At 42.6% G+C, this 17764-nt stretch carries 13 protein-coding genes; 10 read left to right on the plus strand and 3 right to left on the minus strand.

Annotation, left to right across the window (positions count from 1 at the left end; translation table 11 throughout):
* Window positions 1–199: 199 nt before the first annotated feature.
* Complete coding sequence (locus tag AACQ79_RS04375; RefSeq protein WP_026028918.1) at window positions 200–976, minus strand: ABC transporter substrate-binding protein; 777 nt, start codon at window positions 974–976, stop codon at window positions 200–202.
* Between the two features lie 104 nt (window positions 977–1080).
* Window positions 1081–1851 (minus strand): ABC transporter ATP-binding protein, encoded by a 771-nt coding sequence (locus tag AACQ79_RS04380; RefSeq protein WP_013856548.1) that lies wholly within the window; start codon window positions 1849–1851, stop codon window positions 1081–1083.
* A gap of 614 nt (window positions 1852–2465) precedes the next feature.
* On the opposite strand from AACQ79_RS04380, the gene AACQ79_RS04385 reads away from it, so the two are divergent.
* The 3 genes from AACQ79_RS04385 to AACQ79_RS04395 all read left to right on the plus strand — a co-directional run bounded on the left by AACQ79_RS04385 (window position 2466) and on the right by AACQ79_RS04395 (window position 7739).
* Window positions 2466–4007 carry a DUF3360 family protein gene (locus AACQ79_RS04385; RefSeq protein WP_017042289.1) on the plus strand — a complete coding sequence of 514 codons (1542 nt, stop codon included), beginning with the start codon at window positions 2466–2468 and terminating at the stop codon, window positions 4005–4007.
* A 268-nt stretch (window positions 4008–4275) separates the two neighbouring features.
* Window positions 4276–6552: a formate C-acetyltransferase gene (pflB, locus tag AACQ79_RS04390; RefSeq protein WP_013856546.1), complete on the plus strand. Its 2277-nt coding sequence runs from the start codon at window positions 4276–4278 to the stop codon at window positions 6550–6552.
* Window positions 6553–6752: 200 nt separating this feature from the next.
* On the plus strand, window positions 6753–7739 hold the full coding sequence (locus tag AACQ79_RS04395; RefSeq protein ID WP_170898571.1) for a lipid A deacylase LpxR family protein: 987 nt from the start codon (window positions 6753–6755) through the stop codon (window positions 7737–7739).
* Between the two features lie 17 nt (window positions 7740–7756).
* On the opposite strand, the gene AACQ79_RS04400 is transcribed toward AACQ79_RS04395, so the two are convergent.
* The gene (locus AACQ79_RS04400; protein ID WP_013856544.1) at window positions 7757–9634 is read right to left on the minus strand and encodes a methyl-accepting chemotaxis protein; all 1878 of its coding nucleotides are present in this window, start codon (window positions 9632–9634) and stop codon (window positions 7757–7759) included.
* Between the two features lie 201 nt (window positions 9635–9835).
* On the opposite strand from AACQ79_RS04400, the gene pflA reads away from it, so the two are divergent.
* The 7 genes from pflA to AACQ79_RS04435 all read left to right on the plus strand — a co-directional run bounded on the left by pflA (window position 9836) and on the right by AACQ79_RS04435 (window position 17742).
* A complete protein-coding gene (pflA, locus tag AACQ79_RS04405) occupies window positions 9836–10576 on the plus strand; it encodes a pyruvate formate lyase 1-activating protein (protein ID WP_013856543.1) in 741 nt (246 codons plus the stop codon).
* Between the two features lie 64 nt (window positions 10577–10640).
* On the plus strand, window positions 10641–11306 hold the full coding sequence (locus AACQ79_RS04410) for an energy-coupling factor ABC transporter permease (protein WP_170898573.1): 666 nt from the start codon (window positions 10641–10643) through the stop codon (window positions 11304–11306).
* Between the two features lie 123 nt (window positions 11307–11429).
* Window positions 11430–11930: a YfbU family protein gene (locus tag AACQ79_RS04415; RefSeq protein ID WP_170898575.1), complete on the plus strand. Its 501-nt coding sequence runs from the start codon at window positions 11430–11432 to the stop codon at window positions 11928–11930.
* Between the two features lie 288 nt (window positions 11931–12218).
* The gene (locus AACQ79_RS04420) at window positions 12219–14153 is read left to right on the plus strand and encodes a PrkA family serine protein kinase (RefSeq protein ID WP_013856540.1); all 1935 of its coding nucleotides are present in this window, start codon (window positions 12219–12221) and stop codon (window positions 14151–14153) included.
* A gap of 82 nt (window positions 14154–14235) precedes the next feature.
* On the plus strand, window positions 14236–15507 hold the full coding sequence (locus AACQ79_RS04425) for a YeaH/YhbH family protein (protein WP_170898577.1): 1272 nt from the start codon (window positions 14236–14238) through the stop codon (window positions 15505–15507).
* 12 nt (window positions 15508–15519) lie between these two features.
* Window positions 15520–17058 carry a SpoVR family protein gene (locus AACQ79_RS04430; RefSeq protein WP_013856538.1) on the plus strand — a complete coding sequence of 513 codons (1539 nt, stop codon included), beginning with the start codon at window positions 15520–15522 and terminating at the stop codon, window positions 17056–17058.
* A gap of 165 nt (window positions 17059–17223) precedes the next feature.
* Window positions 17224–17742, plus strand: coding sequence for a cytochrome b (locus AACQ79_RS04435; RefSeq protein WP_170898579.1), 519 nt, complete (start codon window positions 17224–17226; stop codon window positions 17740–17742).
* Window positions 17743–17764: the final 22 nt, after the last annotated feature.

The following is a 17764-nucleotide window of genomic DNA, read 5'->3' on the forward strand; positions in this document are numbered from 1 at the left end:
CTAGTCCCTGGAGAATTTAACGGCTGAGTACTTCTGGAACTAGGATCCAGCCGTTAAGAATCAATGGATTCCCATCATAATTGAGAAGGTGGAGTCAACTGAGCTAACCAGCCCTAATGACAGAGTGATCGATAAACATATTCATATGCTCGGCCCACTCTCACCTTCTAATTATATGGGTAAGATATGATGTTACAGCTTATTCACCGTATACATCGTAATTAAAGTATTTGGTCGCAATTTCTTGGTAAATCCCTTGTTGACGAAGAGATTTAATCGCCATATCAAGTTTTTGAGTGAGATCTTTGTCTTGTTTACGAACCGCAATACCAAAACCATCGCCAAACCATTTCGGATCGGTTAATGATGGGCCGACGAACTCATACGCTTCGCCGCCCGCTTTGTTAAGCACACCCTCTTCCAATGCAGAGGCATCACCCAATACTGCCGCAATACGACCATTGGCTAGGTCAAGATAGGCTTCATCAAATGAACCATAACGGACAATTTCAACTGCATCGCCATAATTATCAGTAAGATACTTATCGTGCGTTGTTGCACGTTGTACACCAATTTTCACCCCTTTTAGACCTTCTTTAGAAAAATCCAACGCGGCTCCCTTCTTGGCGATAAATTTATTGGGAATTAATGCGTACTTACCAGTGAAATCGACTTTTTTCTTGCGCTCGTCGGTAATCGACATAGCTGCAATAATCGCGTCATATTTACGTGCAAGCAGTGATGGGATAATGCCATCCCAGTCTTGTGGAACGATTTTACATTCCACTTTCATCTCCTTGCACAACGCATTGGCCATATCAACATCAAAGCCTTTGAGAGATCCATCAGCCTCTGTCCAGCTAAAAGGAGGATAAGCCCCTTCTATACCAAAACGAACCGTCTTCCATTCTTTCGCTTGGGCCATACCAGTCATTGCACTAGCAGCAACGGCTGCAACTAATAACCACTTTTTCATTTCCATACTCCTGTGATTGAGGTCTTACTTATTTATCATGCTATGTTTATGTTGGTTTTGCTTAATATTTATGCCGTGGCGAATACCACAACATAATGAACACATTAATAAATAGAGGATATAAATTGTTTTAACCGTTCAGATTTAGGTTGGGTGAACAGGATGGCTGGATCTCCTTGCTCTTCCACTAAACCTTGGTGCAAGAACATCACATGGTTTGAAACATCGCGAGCAAAGGCCATTTCATGAGTCACTACCAGCATAGTACGGCCTTCTTCTGCCAAGTCTCTCATAACACCCAACACTTCACCCACCAATTCAGGATCAAGTGCAGAAGTGGGCTCATCAAACAGCATGACTTCTGGCTCCACGGCCAACGCTCTAGCAATCGCCGCACGTTGTTGTTGCCCACCAGAAAGGTGACCAGGATAATAGTCTTTACGTTCATACAGGCCGACTTTTTTTAGCAGCACCTCAGCACTCTCGATGGCTCGTGCTTTCGGTACTCCTAACACATGAATTGGTGCTTCAATAACGTTTTCTAACACCGTCATGTGCGACCAAAGGTTAAATCCCTGAAATACCATAGCAAGGCGTGAGCGAATTCGTTGCACCTGCTTTTCACTCACAGGTGAAGCTTCACCTTGCCGATTTTTTTTCATTTGAATGAGTTCACCATTGACCCAAATATCACCAGAGGTTGGTGTTTCAAGTAAATTGATGCATCTAAGAAAGGTACTTTTTCCCGAGCCAGAAGAACCAATAATGGAGATCACATCACCCTTACGAGCTTCTAGCGAGATTCCTTTTAGTACTTCGTTTTGACCAAAGGTTTTGTGCAGCTCTTTAATATTCAGCGCCGGTACATCAGTCATGCGCTTAACTCCCTGTATTTGCTACTGCAGAGTATTCCAACTCCCATTTTTGATACAAACTAGCATTCACACCGAAAACATGCAACAAATTATTAACCTGGAAAATAAGGATATTTAGTTATTTTATCTGATTAAAAATTCACATTTTAGCCAATACTTCTCCATATGGCGCATATAAATGGCACATCAAGCAATTAACAGTTAACTCATTTTGTTAACATTTACTTAAAGATAGACAACCTATTTATGTATAAAGTACACCTAGATTCATAGGATATTTAAGGTCATTAATATCATTGAAACTCTTTTACAAACATCACAATGTGAAAACTTATTTCAAGCAAGTAACGGCTCAACCCCCCGTTTTCATTAGGCTGCTGTAGTTTTCTTTCACATTTATTCTTAAAGTGATCAAGATCAATCACCCTAAAGGATAAGCAAGCTAAACTCGCGAGCAAAGATAAGGTTGTATAAATGACCACACTCTCTTTTTTAGTTGTTGTTATGCAAGCACATATGAGATGTGCTACATATTCAATTAAAAACATTACCGCTTCTTCGCGGATTACTAGGATTCAGTACGAATTACTAACTTTTAAAAATATGAGGAATCTATGCCAGACGTAGTCAACAATGAGCGCTCAGAAATCGAGACGAAAAGCTATAAAGAGCTGCATCGTCCAGCATCTGAGTTTGCAAGCCGTTCAGATTACCTAGACCACGAACTGCAAATCATGAAGCCCCGTCGCTTTGGTTTGAACTTACCTGGTCGTGACTTCCGTTTTGAACTTGAAGATTTTGTACCAGCCATCGCGGGCACAATCGGCATCATCGCCATGTACTCAGCGGTAATGATGTCTTGGGCTGATGGCCTAACCCAAGCATGGGATCACATTCATCTAGGTAAAGACTTCGCGATTGAAGTTGCACGTGTAGAGATGTTATTTCCTGCCCTCTTCTTCTGTGTTATTGCCTCTGGTTTCTTAAACCCAAAAGCCAACTTAGCTGGCAACCATGGCCCAATGATCCCTCTTATCGGCTCAATCGCATTAGCCGGTGCACACCCTTTGGCATTGGCAATTTTGCTTGGCGTTTTTGGTCTTCTCTTAAGTTACTTTAAAGGAGGCTCGAAACTGGTCAATCTAACCTCCGAGGGAACCGCAGGCGGGTTGCTTATCTTCCTCGGCTTTACCGGAACAATGAGCCAAATTGGTTCTATCCAAACTTGGGCTACCAGTTTGCAATCGGCCGATGTCGCCGCAGGCAGCTTAGGTTACGTTGGCCTAGTGGTTTTAGGTGTCAATATTGTGCTGTATGCATTTCTTGCAAAAATCAACATGCGTTGGTTAGCAATTCCTGTCTGTGCAATGACTGGGCTTGCGATTGCGCTTTTATTCGGTACTGGCTTTGATCTTCAATTTGAAACTCAAATGGGCTTACCTAACCTTAATCCTGTTTACTGGTGGGGCTCAACCACTGAAGGTTGGATGCTTGGTTTGCCAACAGTAGAACACTTTATCGCCTCATTGCCCTTTGCTATTTTGGCCGTTGCGATGTGGTCACCAGATTTCCTTGGTCACCGAATTTTCCAAGAATTGAACTATCCGAAGAGAACTGAAAAAGTACTGATGGATGTTGATGACACTATGACCATGTGTTCAATTCGTCAAATGGTAGGTACAGCACTTGGTGGTGGTAATATCACATCGTCATGGGGAACGTATATGATCCCAGCGGCGATTGCTAAACGCCCAATTCCTGGTGGTGCCATCATCTTAGGTTTATTGGTCATGACTATTGCTATCCTTGGCTTCCCAATGGACGTAGCGGTTTGGCCGCCAGTGATGCGTATTGCTCTATTAGTAGGGGTATTTCTTCCTTTACTAGAAGCGGGTATGCAAATGGTAAGAAACACAAAAGATTCACAAGCAGCGGGCATTTGTATCTTTGGTAGCGCTGTGGTGAACCCTGTTCTAGCGTGGGCATTGACCATGCTACTCGATAACAATGGCCTAATTGGCGACAAAGAACGTGCATCAAAGCTGTCTTTTATCGACAAAATCATCATTCCAGGTGGTGTGCTGATCATCTGTTTAATTGCTATGCTTGCGGTTGGTATGCTTGAAAACCAATACGGTTTAAAAGCTTGGCTATAATGAGCTTGGACTAATACAAATTTGGGTAGTGCTCGCACTACCCAAACTTTATTTGAAAAATTTAACTTTTATTGATTTAGTTTAAGGTTTGCAAAAAAATTTTAGTCTAATCTTGCATTCAAGGCTTAAAAGCACAATATCTATATTCAGATAATTGAATAGTGTGAATATAGATATTGTATTAATAGAGTGTACTGCTCCTTTCGAGGATAACTGGCTCAACGGTGAAGACGGTACGTGTTTTTTCTACTAAAAAGGTAGGTATGTCATGGCAGAGCAATTTGCTAAAGCTTGGGAAAGTTTTGTTGCAGGTGAGTGGCAAAACGAAGTTAACGTTCGTGATTTTATTCAAAAGAACTATACGCCGTATGAAGGTGACGAATCTTTCCTAGTTTCTGAAGGTACTGAAGCGACAAACAAGCTTTGGGCTAAAGTAATGGAAGGTATCAAACAGGAAAACGCGACTAAGGCCCCTGTCGATTTCGATACTGACGTTATTTCTACCATCACTGCTCACGATGCAGGCTACATCGAAAAAGATCTTGAAACTATCGTTGGTCTACAAACTGAGAAACCACTTAAGCGCGCTATCATCCCTAACGGTGGTGTGCGTATGGTTGAAGGTTCTTGCAAAGCATACGGTAGAACTCTTGACCCTATGATTTCAAAAATCTACTCAGAATACCGTAAAACTCACAACGCTGGCGTTTTCGATATCTACACTCCTGATATTCTAGCGTGTCGTAAGTCTGGTGTTCTGACGGGCCTTCCTGATGCTTATGGTCGTGGCCGTATCATTGGTGACTACCGTCGCGTAGCACTTTACGGTATTGATTTCCTAATGAAGGATAAGCTTGCTCAATTCACTTCTCTACAAGAGCGTTTTGAGAACGGCGAAGATCTAACGGCAACGATGCAACTTCGTGAAGAAATTGCAGAGCAACACCGCGCACTTGGCCAAATGAAAAAAATGGCTGAAAAATACGGTTTTGACATCTCTCGCCCAGCAGAAACTGCACAAGAAGCTATCCAGTGGACTTACTTCGGCTACCTAGCTGCTGTTAAATCACAAAACGGTGCGGCAATGTCGCTAGGTCGTACTTCGACTTTCCTAGATATCTTCATCCAACGTGATCTAGAAGCGGGTAAAATCACTGAAGTACAAGCTCAAGAAATGATCGACCACTTCGTAATGAAGCTGCGTATGGTTCGTTTCCTACGTACTCCTGAATACGATGAACTATTCTCTGGCGACCCAATTTGGGCAACAGAATCAATGGGTGGTATGGGTCTTGATGGTCGTACACTCGTTACGCGTTCTAACTTCCGTTTCCTAAACAGCCTATACACTATGGGTCCTTCTCCAGAGCCAAACATCACTGTACTTTGGTCTGAGCAGCTACCTGACGGCTTTAAACGTTTCTGTGCAAAAGTATCTATCGATACTTCATCTATCCAGTACGAAAACGATGATTTAATGCGTCCAGACATGAACTCTGACGACTATGCTATCGCATGTTGTGTATCGCCAATGGTTGTAGGCAAACAAATGCAGTTCTTCGGAGCGCGTGCAAACCTTGCTAAAACCATGCTTTACACCATCAATGGTGGTATTGATGAGAAGTTGAAAATCCAAGTTGGTCCTAAAATGGACAAGATCGCAGGTGAGTATCTTGACTATGACGAACTATGGGCAAAAATGGACCACTTCATGGATTGGTTGGCGAAGCAATATGTGACCGCACTAAACAGCATTCACTACATGCACGACAAATACAGCTATGAAGCCGCGCTAATGGCACTGCATGATCGTGACGTTAAACGTACAATGGCATGTGGTATTGCTGGCCTGTCTGTTGCTGCTGACTCTCTATCAGCAATAAAATACGCAAAAGTTAAGCCAATTCGTGACGAAGATGGCCTAGCGATCGATTTCGAAATCGAAGGTGATTATCCTAAATTTGGTAACAATGACGCCCGCGTTGATGACATCGCATGCCAACTTGTTTCTACGTTTATGGGCAAAATCCGTAAACTTAAGATGTACCGTGATGCAATTCCAACTCAGTCTATCCTGACTATCACTTCAAACGTGGTATATGGTAAGAAAACAGGTAACACACCTGATGGTCGCCGTGCTGGTATGCCTTTCGCACCGGGTGCAAACCCAATGCATGGCCGTGACGAAAAAGGTGCAGTAGCATCATTGACTTCAGTAGCGAAACTACCGTTTGCTGATGCGCAAGATGGTATTTCTTATACTTTCTCTATCGTTCCAAATGCGTTAGGCAAAGAAGAAGCAAGTCAACGTGCCAACCTTGCTGGCCTGATGGATGGTTACTTCCACCATGAAGCAGGCATTGAGGGTGGCCAACACCTAAACGTGAACGTGCTTAATCGCGAAACTTTAGAAGATGCGGTTAAACACCCTGAGAAATACCCTCAGCTGACCATTCGTGTATCTGGCTATGCTGTGCGTTTTAACTCACTGACTGCTGAACAACAAGCTGACGTTATTGCACGTACTTTCACTGAATCTCTATAATTTCAGTTAAATTACTAGCAAAATAGTTAAGCCCTGCTCGATGAGTGGGGCTTTTTTATACTCAGAAATCAAAAATGCGTAATGCATCGACCACAAATGTTACGCTTACCACATTTATTTTGATTCAATTGCCTATTTATCAACTGAATAGCGCATCTTTCCTATATGATTAGGGTTTGTCTATACTCTGCAGTGTTCGTATGAAGCTATTTCACATTCTTCCATTGACGTTACTCAGTGCTTCTGCGCTGGCCTCTCAACACGCAACGGTTGCTTTTAACCTCGATAACGATGGCGTATTTGGCGTAGATCGCGACTACACCAATGGTTTATTTTTAAGCTACACCTCAGGGGCGATTGCTCCATATTGGTGGGCTAAACCACTTAGCCTTTCGGTTTGGGGAGCGGCCCCATTGGACAAATGGGAAATCAGCATTGGCCACAAAATGTGGACTCCTTCGGAGATTTCTCTTACCAAACCAGAGCCGAATGAACGACCTTACGCTGGGTATTTACACACCGAGCTTAACTATATTAGTTTGCATCCCCAACAAGCCACGCGGGCAAATTTAACCATTGGAACCACCGGAGATGCTGCGCTTTCTGAGAAAGCGCAAAAGTTAGTGCACAGCATAACTAAATCTGACGAACCCAATGGTTGGGCCTACCAAGTAGAGGAAAAAATCGTCGGCAGCGTGGGTTATCTATCTCACTTTAATCTGACACGATACCGCAGCTATGCAGGAACTGACGTTGAGCTTTCCAACGTTTCAGAGGTCAATGTAGGTAACTTTCGCAGTGATCTCTCCACAGGTTTTATGATGCGTTGGGGGACCGATCTTGCGGGTAACTTTGGCAGTGCTCAAATCAGTGCAGAAAACCCTTTCTCGGCAGGGATGATTGGTGCCTCGGATACTGGATGGTTTCTCTTCGGAGGTGTAGAAGGACGCTATCGCTTCAATGACATTACCATCGAAGGAGATAGGCCTTTAAACGGACTAGATCACCCCGCTGAATATTACCAAGTTAACTTGGAAAATCTTCAAGCGACCGCTGTAATTGGTGCGGCTTGGTATATTCAACAAGTCGGTGCGAGTTTAACGTTCACCGCAAACACACCTGAGTATAAGGAAGACAAAAACTCCATTCACGGTGTCGGTAATATTTCTCTTTTTGCTTTTTTCTAACGTTTAGCAAACTGAAATTATATGGTGAAACTTTGGCAGTCTACACTTAGGCTGCTAGAGCGTTTATCCACAATCTGGCTGGTTGCTCTTAACTGTTCATTGTTCTCTTCCAAGGCTTTCATGGCTCGAGATATTTGTATCATATTATCTGCCATTGAATGGCTAGTCGTCGCCAAATCTCGAATCGATGCAAAAATGGCTTCTGTTTTATTCGCCGCTTCATCTGCTTTTTTGATAATTTGCGCGATGGCCTGTATCGCCTCATTACCTTTCTCTTGCCCACTCTGCATAGACTGCTCAGATTGCGCAATATAAGTGATTACTTCCGCACTTTCCTTTTGCATAGTATCAATCGTGCCGGAAATTTCGGCCACGGCATTGACCGTTCTTACTGCTAAACTTCGAACTTCATCAGCGACAACAGCAAAGCCACGACCTTGCTCTCCCGCTCTCGCCGCTTCAATTGCGGCATTGAGTGCCAATAAGTTAGTCTGCTCGGCAATACCATTAATGATGTCCATCACCGAGTCTACTTTTGCAGAAGCTTGTTCAAGTTGATGAATGTGGCCTGCGGCCGAGCTTAGGATTTTACCAACCTCAACCAGTGACGTAATAGCAACGGAAATCACTTTTCCTCCCTCTTCTGCGCTTTGCATAGAAGATTTGCTGAGTTCCGCAACAAACTCCAATGAGTTGGAGACTTCTTGGGTCGTCACGCTGACCTCTTCTGTGGCCGATGCCAATAATTGCGTTTGTCCCAAAACGTCAGATTGATTTGTCACCAAAGTGTCTAATCCAACATTCAGTGACGCGGCATCACCAGACAAGGCTTCACTGCTTTTCTGCACACCACTCACCAATTTCCCTAAATTTTCACAGCTTTGGTTAATGGCCAATGCCAGTTGATTGAATTCGTCCTTTTCGTTATTCGTCATCGGCATACGGCGTGACAAATCGCCACGCGAGATATTGTTCAACACGTGAATTGTTTGCGACAAAGAACGAGAAAGAGAAAAACTAAAGGTAAGGAAAATAGCAATGGTCAATATGGCAAGTAACGCACAGGCCGCCAATACAGACCACTGTGTTTGCGATGCGGTCGTTTTTGCGGCCAACTGATATTGCTCACTCAACGCGGAAAGCTTGGTTGAAATATCTTGAATCACCGACTTAACTTGCGCCTCTGTATCGCCTCTTTGTTTCTCCATCACTTGTAATTGCTGAGACAGTTCACTCACACGTAAAAAAGCCTGTTTAAATTGTTGTATCTCTTTTTCATACAGATCCAACATCGAATAAGAATCAGACATATTGACGAAACTGGCCATAGCACGATTAAACAGTTTTAAGTTTTGCTCCGTGGGTTCTAATAAATAATTTTGCTGCGCCTTAACCATGGCTTGAAAATCCGAGTTGATTGTAACCATCCCCGTCTCATCTATCTTTTTCTCTATCGTGGTGGCCAACGTTTTCAGCTCGCCCAGCTTACCTTCGTTAACGTTGAAACCCACTTCTGATTTCACTTGCAACCAAGGACGCAAAAATTGGTCAAATTGTTTGGCCGCCTTGAGCAACACTTCCCCTTCTTGAGCAAAATTGGTCTTTTGCAGGAAAGCAACATTAGCATTCACCTCTTCCATCAACTGATCCAATTTATTCAAAATCGAGTTAACCTGATTGCCTTGCATGTTGTTTAGCTCTGATGCAAGCGACAACAAATTTGCTTGAGTAGTAAATATCGCCACAGAACCGGATGCCACTTCGCCACTGGAGCGATACTGTTCATCCATTCCCATCAAGCTCTTTGCGGTATAAATCCCTAAACCTAAAAAACCAACACAAAGGATAACTAAAAATAGACTGATTTTTTGCTTTTGAGAAAACTGTACATCCATGAACTATTCCTTATTTAAACCCTATCGCATTCAACGAGTTCTTATTTCTATACAGTGTAGTCAATGTGCAGAATTTCATGGCATTCATTTTGAGCCACAACATATGGTTTAGGATATGCGGCGGCAATTGCACATTAACCCTACTTAATCCCTACCATTTGTAATAAAATAACGGGCAAATAACCTATTCGAGATGAACTGATGTCAACAACTGGTCGTATTCATTCTTTTGAGTCTTGTGGCACGGTAGATGGCCCTGGAATTCGCTTCATTGTTTTTATGCAAGGCTGCCTAATGCGTTGTATGTATTGTCATAATCGTGACACATGGGACACCCATGAAGGCAAGGAAGTGACTGTTGAAGAAATCATTACCGAAGCAAAATCTTATCGCCATTTTATGAAAGCCTCTGGCGGCGGAATTACCTGTTCAGGCGGTGAAGCTATGCTTCAACCTGAATTTGTTCGTGATTTATTCCGCGCAGCGCAAGCTGAGGGCATTCACACCTGCTTAGATACCAACGGTTATATTCGCAAACACACAGACGTGATTGATGAAGTACTCGATGCCACTGATTTAGTGATGTTAGACATCAAACACATGAAAGATGAGATCCACCATGATTTTATTGGTGTGTCGAATAAGCGAACCTTAGATTTCGCGCGCTACTTACACACCATAGGTAAAAAAACGTGGATCCGTTATGTGATTGTTCCTGGCTACACTGATGACGAAGAAGCGGCTCATATGCTTGGTGATTTTATTAAAGATATGGATAACATCGAGAAAGTAGAGCTGCTGCCTTATCACAAATTGGGCGCTCATAAATGGGAAGCAATGGGGCTAGAATACCCATTAGAAGGTGTGAATCCGCCGTCAAAAGAGACCATGGACAAAATCGTTGGGATCTTAGCTCAGTATCACTCAAACATAAAATATTGATTGCTTGATTTAATAACTATAAAAATGCCAGCATAATGCTGGTATTTTTATAGAGAGGCTAGCCATGCAGCTGGAACAACTTGCGGTGCTATTGCTCCTGCTACTTATTGGGTTAACGACCCTTCGCGATTTTAAATACTCATTTTGGACAAAGTTTAAGGCCGAGAAATCCTTTCAGCATCTCACCTATTTTGCCTCTTTTGCGCTTTTTCTTTTGTGGTTAGCTCAAGCCGGAGTGACCGAAGGATTGCCTATCCATTTTCTCGGTTTAACAACCCTCACGATGATGTTTGGCTGGCGCTGCGCATTTGTTATAACTATTCCTGTTACATTCGCACTGGCGGCGGTCGGTAAACTGGCCTTCTTTAACATCCCCGAATACTTACTGCTATCATCGCTACTGCCAATCCTAGTTAGTTATGCTTTGTTTGCTTTGAGTTATCATTATCTACCGCGCAATATTTTTGTGTTTATTTTTGTGGCTGGTTTTTTAAATGGCGGCCTGACGGGTAGCCTGCATTTGGCCATTAATACCGCTTATCAATTGCTTCTTGGGCAACATGACTGGCAAGTCATCCGCGATAATTACCTAATTTTTGTTCCTTTACTCGCTTTCCCAGAAGGGCTGCTCAATGGTATGGCGTTAGCGATACTATCCGTATTTAAGCCAGAATGGTTGCGTGTCTTTTCCGACAAAGATTATATCTATAACCACTTACACAAAAAGTAACAAGAATTGCACACATTTTATGCTTTCCATATTAAATCCGTGTTGAGATCATGTTTCATTGTCGATAATTGCTGTTAACCTTATGCCATCAAATAGAACATAAAATTTAGTGAGGCTACCTCCATGGAAATGACCAACGCTCAACGACTGATTCTATCTAATCAGTATTTTTTAATGTCACAGATGGATCCCAACAACGCAAAAAAATACAAGCGGTTACAAACTATTGTAGAACGTGGTTATGAACTGCAAATGCGAGAGCTCAACAAAGAATTTGGCTGCTTGACCGAAGCGGAGTGCCGCGAAGTGATCGACATCATGGAGATGTATCACGCTATGCAAGAATCACACAAAATGCTCTCCGATGCAGAAAGCCCAAATGTGGATCAGCGCCGCCTGCACTTTTTAGGGTTTGATATCGCTAAAGAGTCACAACACGTTCATTACGTGCGTTTCTTGGTTGAGTCTGAAGGGCTTTACCCACAATTTGATAAAGCCGATCACCACTTCAACAGCCAAATGCCAATGTCAGATAAATATCGTCGCATGTTAACGGCTTGGCGTAATTGTCCTCGCCAATACCATTTGTCAACCGCAGAATTTACACAAATTTTTAATGCCTAAATTTTAATACCTAGCAAGGTAGGCTGACGAAAGATGAAAAGACGCAGACACTGCGTCTTTTTTACATTCCCCCTCGTAGTTGTTAACTCCAACACCAACTTATCCCTCGAACTCTTGATATTCATACACTAAATAGTTCAACCTGATCGACGTTATTACTGTCACGAAATTTAAATAAACACATAATTGTTAAGCAAAATTGTCAAACTCGGACTAGTCTTAAATTGTTATTAATTTGTGTTTTTAAGCGGTGTTGTCAGTTAGACAGTTTTCAGAGGGGAATTCACTATGAGTATTTTTGACCACTTTCAGGCACGCTATGAAGCCGCCAAGGATGAAGAGCTATCACTGCAAGAGTTTTTAGCTCTGTGTAAAGAAGATAAAAGTGCTTATGCCAATGCAGCAGAGCGGCTGTTAATGGCGATTGGTGAGCCTGAGCTGATAGACACAGCAAAACACCCCCGATTGAGTCGTATTTTCTCTAACCGGGTGATTTCTCGTTATAAAACTTTTGAGGATTTCTATGGCATGGAAGAAGCCATAGAACAGATTGTTTCCTACCTCAAACACGCTGCCCAAGGTTTAGAAGAAAGAAAACAAATTCTCTATCTACTCGGTCCAGTTGGTGGCGGTAAATCTTCACTGGCGGAGAAACTCAAAGCTTTAATGCAACAAATGCCTATTTATGTTTTGTCTGCAAATGGCGTTCGTAGCCCAGTCAATGACCACCCATTTTGTCTGTTTGATGTGGTTGAAGATGGCGAAATCCTCAAGCAGGAATATGGGATAGAAAAACGCTATTTACGCTCAATTACATCACCTTGGGCGGCCAAACGCTTACACGAGTTTGGTGGCGATATTTCCAAATTCAAAGTGGTCAAAGTACGACCTTCAATTCTCGATCAAATTGCCGTCGCAAAAACAGAGCCCGGTGATGAAAACAACCAAGACATTTCGTCACTGGTTGGGAAAGTGGATATTCGAAAACTCGAGCATTTCTCGCAAGATGACCCCGATGCATATAGCTATTCCGGTGCACTCTGTAAAGCCAACCAAGGGTTAATGGAGTTTGTTGAGATGTTCAAAGCGCCAATTAAGGTGCTTCACCCACTCTTAACCGCCACGCAAGAAGGAAACTTCAACGGAACAGAAGGGTTATCCGCCCTACCCTTTGATGGCATGATTTTAGCGCACTCAAACGAATCAGAGTGGCAGACATTCCGTAACAACAAAAACAACGAAGCGTTTTTGGACCGGGTTTATATCGTTAAAGTCCCTTACTGTTTACGCGTCTCGGAAGAAGTGAAAATTTACCAAAAACTGCTTGAACACAGTGAACTATCCAAAGCGCCATGCTCACCAAGCACACTAGAATTACTTGGTCAATTTAGTATCCTCTCGCGCCTAAAAGTGCCGGAAAACTCGTCACTATTCTCCAAAATGCGCGTCTACGATGGTGAAACGCTAAAAGATACCGATCCAAAAGCAAAAAGCTATCAAGAGTATCGTGACTACGCAGGTGTTGACGAAGGTATGTCCGGTTTATCGACTCGCTTTGCCTTTAAAATACTGTCGCGCGTATTCAACTTTGACCAAACGGAAGTTGCGGCTAACCCCGTTCATCTGTTCTATGTCATCGAACAGCAAGTTGAACGCGAGCAGTTCCCTCAAGAAATCGCTGAACGATATATGGAGTTTTTAAAAGGCTACTTAGTGCCTCGTTATGTCGAGTTCATTGGTAAAGAGATTCAAACGGCTTATTTGGAATCTTATTCTGAATACGGTCAAAATATTTTTGACCGCTACGTTACTTATGCTGATTTCTGGATCCAAGACCAAGAGTATCGTGATCCTGAAACTGGCCAACTTTTCGATCGTTCATCGCTCAATAACGAGTTAGAAAAAATCGAGAAAACAGCAGGCATTAGTAACCCGAAAGATTTCCGAAATGAAATCGTCAATTTTGTACTGCGTGCGAAAGCGCACAACAATGGACAAAATCCGGTTTGGACCAGTTACGAAAAACTGCGTACCGTCATTGAGAAAAAAATGTTCTCAAATACCGAAGAGCTACTTCCTGTTATCTCTTTTAATGCCAAAACCTCATCGGATGATCAGAAAAAACACGACGATTTTGTCGCTCGTATGATGGAGAAAGGTTATACAGAAAAACAAGTAAGGCTGTTGTCTGAGTGGTATTTACGCGTCCGTAAATCTTCTTAACTTCAAGCAAACCAAAACCTGTACATGCGTTAGCCATACGAACAATGGCTAACGTAAAGGTGACGTTTTCAAGGGGATACTCATGGCGCAATTTATCGATAGAAGATTGAACGGTAAAAACAAAAGCGCGGTCAATAGACAACGCTTTTTACGCCGTCATAAAGAGCAGATCAAAGAATCTGTGGCAGACGCAGTGAATCGTCGCTCCATCACCAACACTGAGTCTGGCGAAGATGTGTCGATCCCAAATCACGACATCAAAGAACCCGTGTTTCATCAAGGAAAAGGCGGCCTGAAAGAACGGGTTCACCCAGGTAATGACCAGTTTATTACTGGTGATAAAATTGAGAGACCTAAAGGTGGCGGACAAGGCAATGGTTCAGGACAAGGTGATGCGAGTGCTAATGGCGAAGGCCAAGATGAATTTATTTTCCAAATCTCTAAAGATGAATATCTTGATCTACTGTTTGAAGATCTGGAATTGCCTAATCTAGAAAAAAATCAAATCAATAAGATTACAGAATGGAAAACTCATCGCGCGGGTTTCAAAACGGCAGGTGTACCGTCGAACATTGCTGTAGTTCGCTCTTTGCAACAATCACTGGCTCGCCGCACCGCAATGACCGCGGGAAAACGTCGTTTAATGGGGGAATTAGAAGAAGAGTTACTGCGCATTCAAAATAGAGAGCCCGCTCAAGTATTAGAAGAGAAGCGACTTAAGCAAGAAATCGAAGCGTTGCGTAAAAAAATTGAAAGTGTGCCGTTTATTGATACGTTTGACCTGCGTTTCAAAAACTTTGAAAAGCGCCCCATTCCATCGAGCCAAGCTGTTATGTTCTGCTTAATGGATGTGTCGGGTTCAATGGATCAAGCGACTAAAGATATTGCCAAACGTTTTTACGTGTTGCTGTATCTATTTTTAACTCGCACTTATGAAAATGTCGAAGTGGTGTTTATTCGTCACCATACGCAAGCCAAAGAGGTGGATGAGCACGAGTTCTTCTACTCTCAAGAGACCGGCGGCACGATTGTTTCTAGCGCACTGAAATTAATGCATGAAATCATTGAACAACGCTACCCACTCGGCGAATGGAACATCTACGCAGCTCAAGCATCCGATGGTGATAACTGGGCTGATGATTCGCCTCGTTGTAAAGAACTCCTCACCAATAAGCTTCTGCCATATTGCCAGTATTACGCTTATATTGAAATCACTCGTCGCTCACACCAAACCTTGTGGCACGAGTACGAAAAATTACAACCCTCATTTGGCAATTTTGCGATTAAAAACATTCGCACCGTGGATGACATATTCCCTGTATTTAGGGAGCTATTCCAAAAGGAAACAGCTTAGGGAGGCATACTAATGACAACAAAAGCGAAAGGTACTTCAAAACGCAAGAGCAAATTGTTACCAGACGGGCCTGACTGGACGTTTGAGCTTTTGGAGAAATACCATACTGAAATACGCCGGGTAGCTGAGTTTTATCGTCTCGATACTTACCCTAATCAAATTGAAGTTATTACCTCCGAGCAGATGATGGATGCCTACTCCAGCATTGGCATGCCGATTAATTACAGCCACTGGTCATTTGGCAAAAAATTTATTCAAACGGAACAAGGTTACAAACATGGCCAAATGGGGCTCGCGTATGAGATCGTTATTAACTCAGACCCATGCATTGCCTATTTAATGGAAGAAAACACCGTCACTATGCAAGCCTTAGTGATGGCGCACGCTTGCTATGGTCACAACTCGTTTTTCAAAGGCAACTACCTTTTCCAAACTTGGACGGATGCGAGCTCTATCATTGACTATCTCTTGTTTGCCAAAAACTACATTTCAGAATGCGAAGAAAAATATGGCGTACCCGAAGTCGAATCGCTGCTCGACTCATGCCACGCGTTAATGAATTATGGTGTTGACCGCTATAAACGACCTGAAAAAATATCGATAGCAGAAGAAAAAGCACGTCAAGAAGAGCGCGAAGCTTATCTACAATCACAAGTTAATGAACTGTGGCGCACCGTGCCCAAAGCAAAAACCAAAGAAGAAGATCTTAAAGTTCGTTTTCCAAGTGAGCCACAAGAAAACATTCTTTATTTCATTGAGAAACATGCGCCACTGCTTGAGCCATGGCAACGGGAGATCGTTCGTATTGTGAGGAAAATAAGCCAATATTTTTACCCACAAAAACAGACGCAAGTGATGAATGAAGGCTGGGCCACATTCTGGCACTACACTATCTTGAATCACCTTTATGATGAAGGTTTTGTTTCTGAGAAATTCATTCTTGAGTTTCTACACAGCCACACCAGTGTCGTCGCACAACCTTCTTACAACAGCCCCTATTTTAGTGGCATCAATCCATATGCACTTGGCTTTGCTATGTTCCGAGATATTAAACGTATTTGTGAAGAGCCAACCGATGAAGACAGGGAATGGTTTCCTGAGCTTGCTGGCACAGAATGGTTAGATGCGCTTCATTTTGCTATGCACAACTTTAAGGACGAGAGCTTCATTAGCCAGTATCTTTCACCTAAAGTAATGCGCGATTTCAAGCTGTTTGCCATTGTGGATGACGATCGCAAGAATTTTATTGAAGTTAGTGCCATTCACGATGATATTGGCTATCACGCCATCCGTGAAAAGCTTGCGGCACAGTACAATCTCAGTAATTTAGAACCGAATATTCAAGTTTATAACGTGGATGTCCGTGGTGATCGTTCACTGACGCTTCAACACGTTCCACACGATAGAATTCCTTTAGATCAAAGCTGTCATGAGGTACTAAAACACCTTTACCGTTTATGGGGGTTTGATGTCATTTTAGAGGAAGTCAAAGAGAGTGGCCGACGTGAAATTTTAGCGACTTGCCCACCACACGGCGAACGTGACACATAAGTACAAGTCGTTACCTTAAATATCGACTTCATAATGCGCGACCTCATTCGTTGCGCATTTTTTATTAAAAAATATTTGTAATACATCCTTACAGCTTTGTTCACATTTCATTCATTAAATATTTGCTTAAATAAAATCACCAATATTTATAAGGGTATTTAACTAATGAAGCACAACAAAATCATCATCGCTATACACTGGGTTATAGCATTACTGTTCGTATTGCTGTTTTTAAGCGATTCATTTCGTTCATTCTCCGATAAAGGTAGCGAAATGCGAGTGTTATGGCTGAACTTACATGCATGGTTTGGAGTCGCTGTTTTTGGATTATCGATGATTCGTTTAGCCGTAAAACTAAGCACAACAGCACCAGCGCCAGTGTATGAAAGTGACCTTATGCAGAAGCTGCTATATGGAGCGCATGCTGCCCTTTACCTCCTTACATTGCTTGTTCCAATCAGTGGTTATCTTCGTTTTGCAGGAAAAGGTCGGACATTAACTCTGGCAGGCGATGCTATTCCCTCATTGATAGGTAAGAGTGATTGGCTTTATAACATAGGGAGAACTTTACACAGTGAAGTAATGCAGGTGATTGTATTGACTGTTATCGGTGGTCATATCGCAGCGGCTCTTTATCATCACTTCATCGTAAAAGATCAGGTCATGGCACGCATAAAACCGTGATTAACTCAGTGATAAAAAGGAG

The sequence above is a fragment of the Vibrio sp. 3-2(1) genome, from assembly GCF_963887575.1.
In the GTDB taxonomy this organism is placed as follows: Bacteria; Pseudomonadota; Gammaproteobacteria; order Enterobacterales; family Vibrionaceae; genus Vibrio; species Vibrio anguillarum.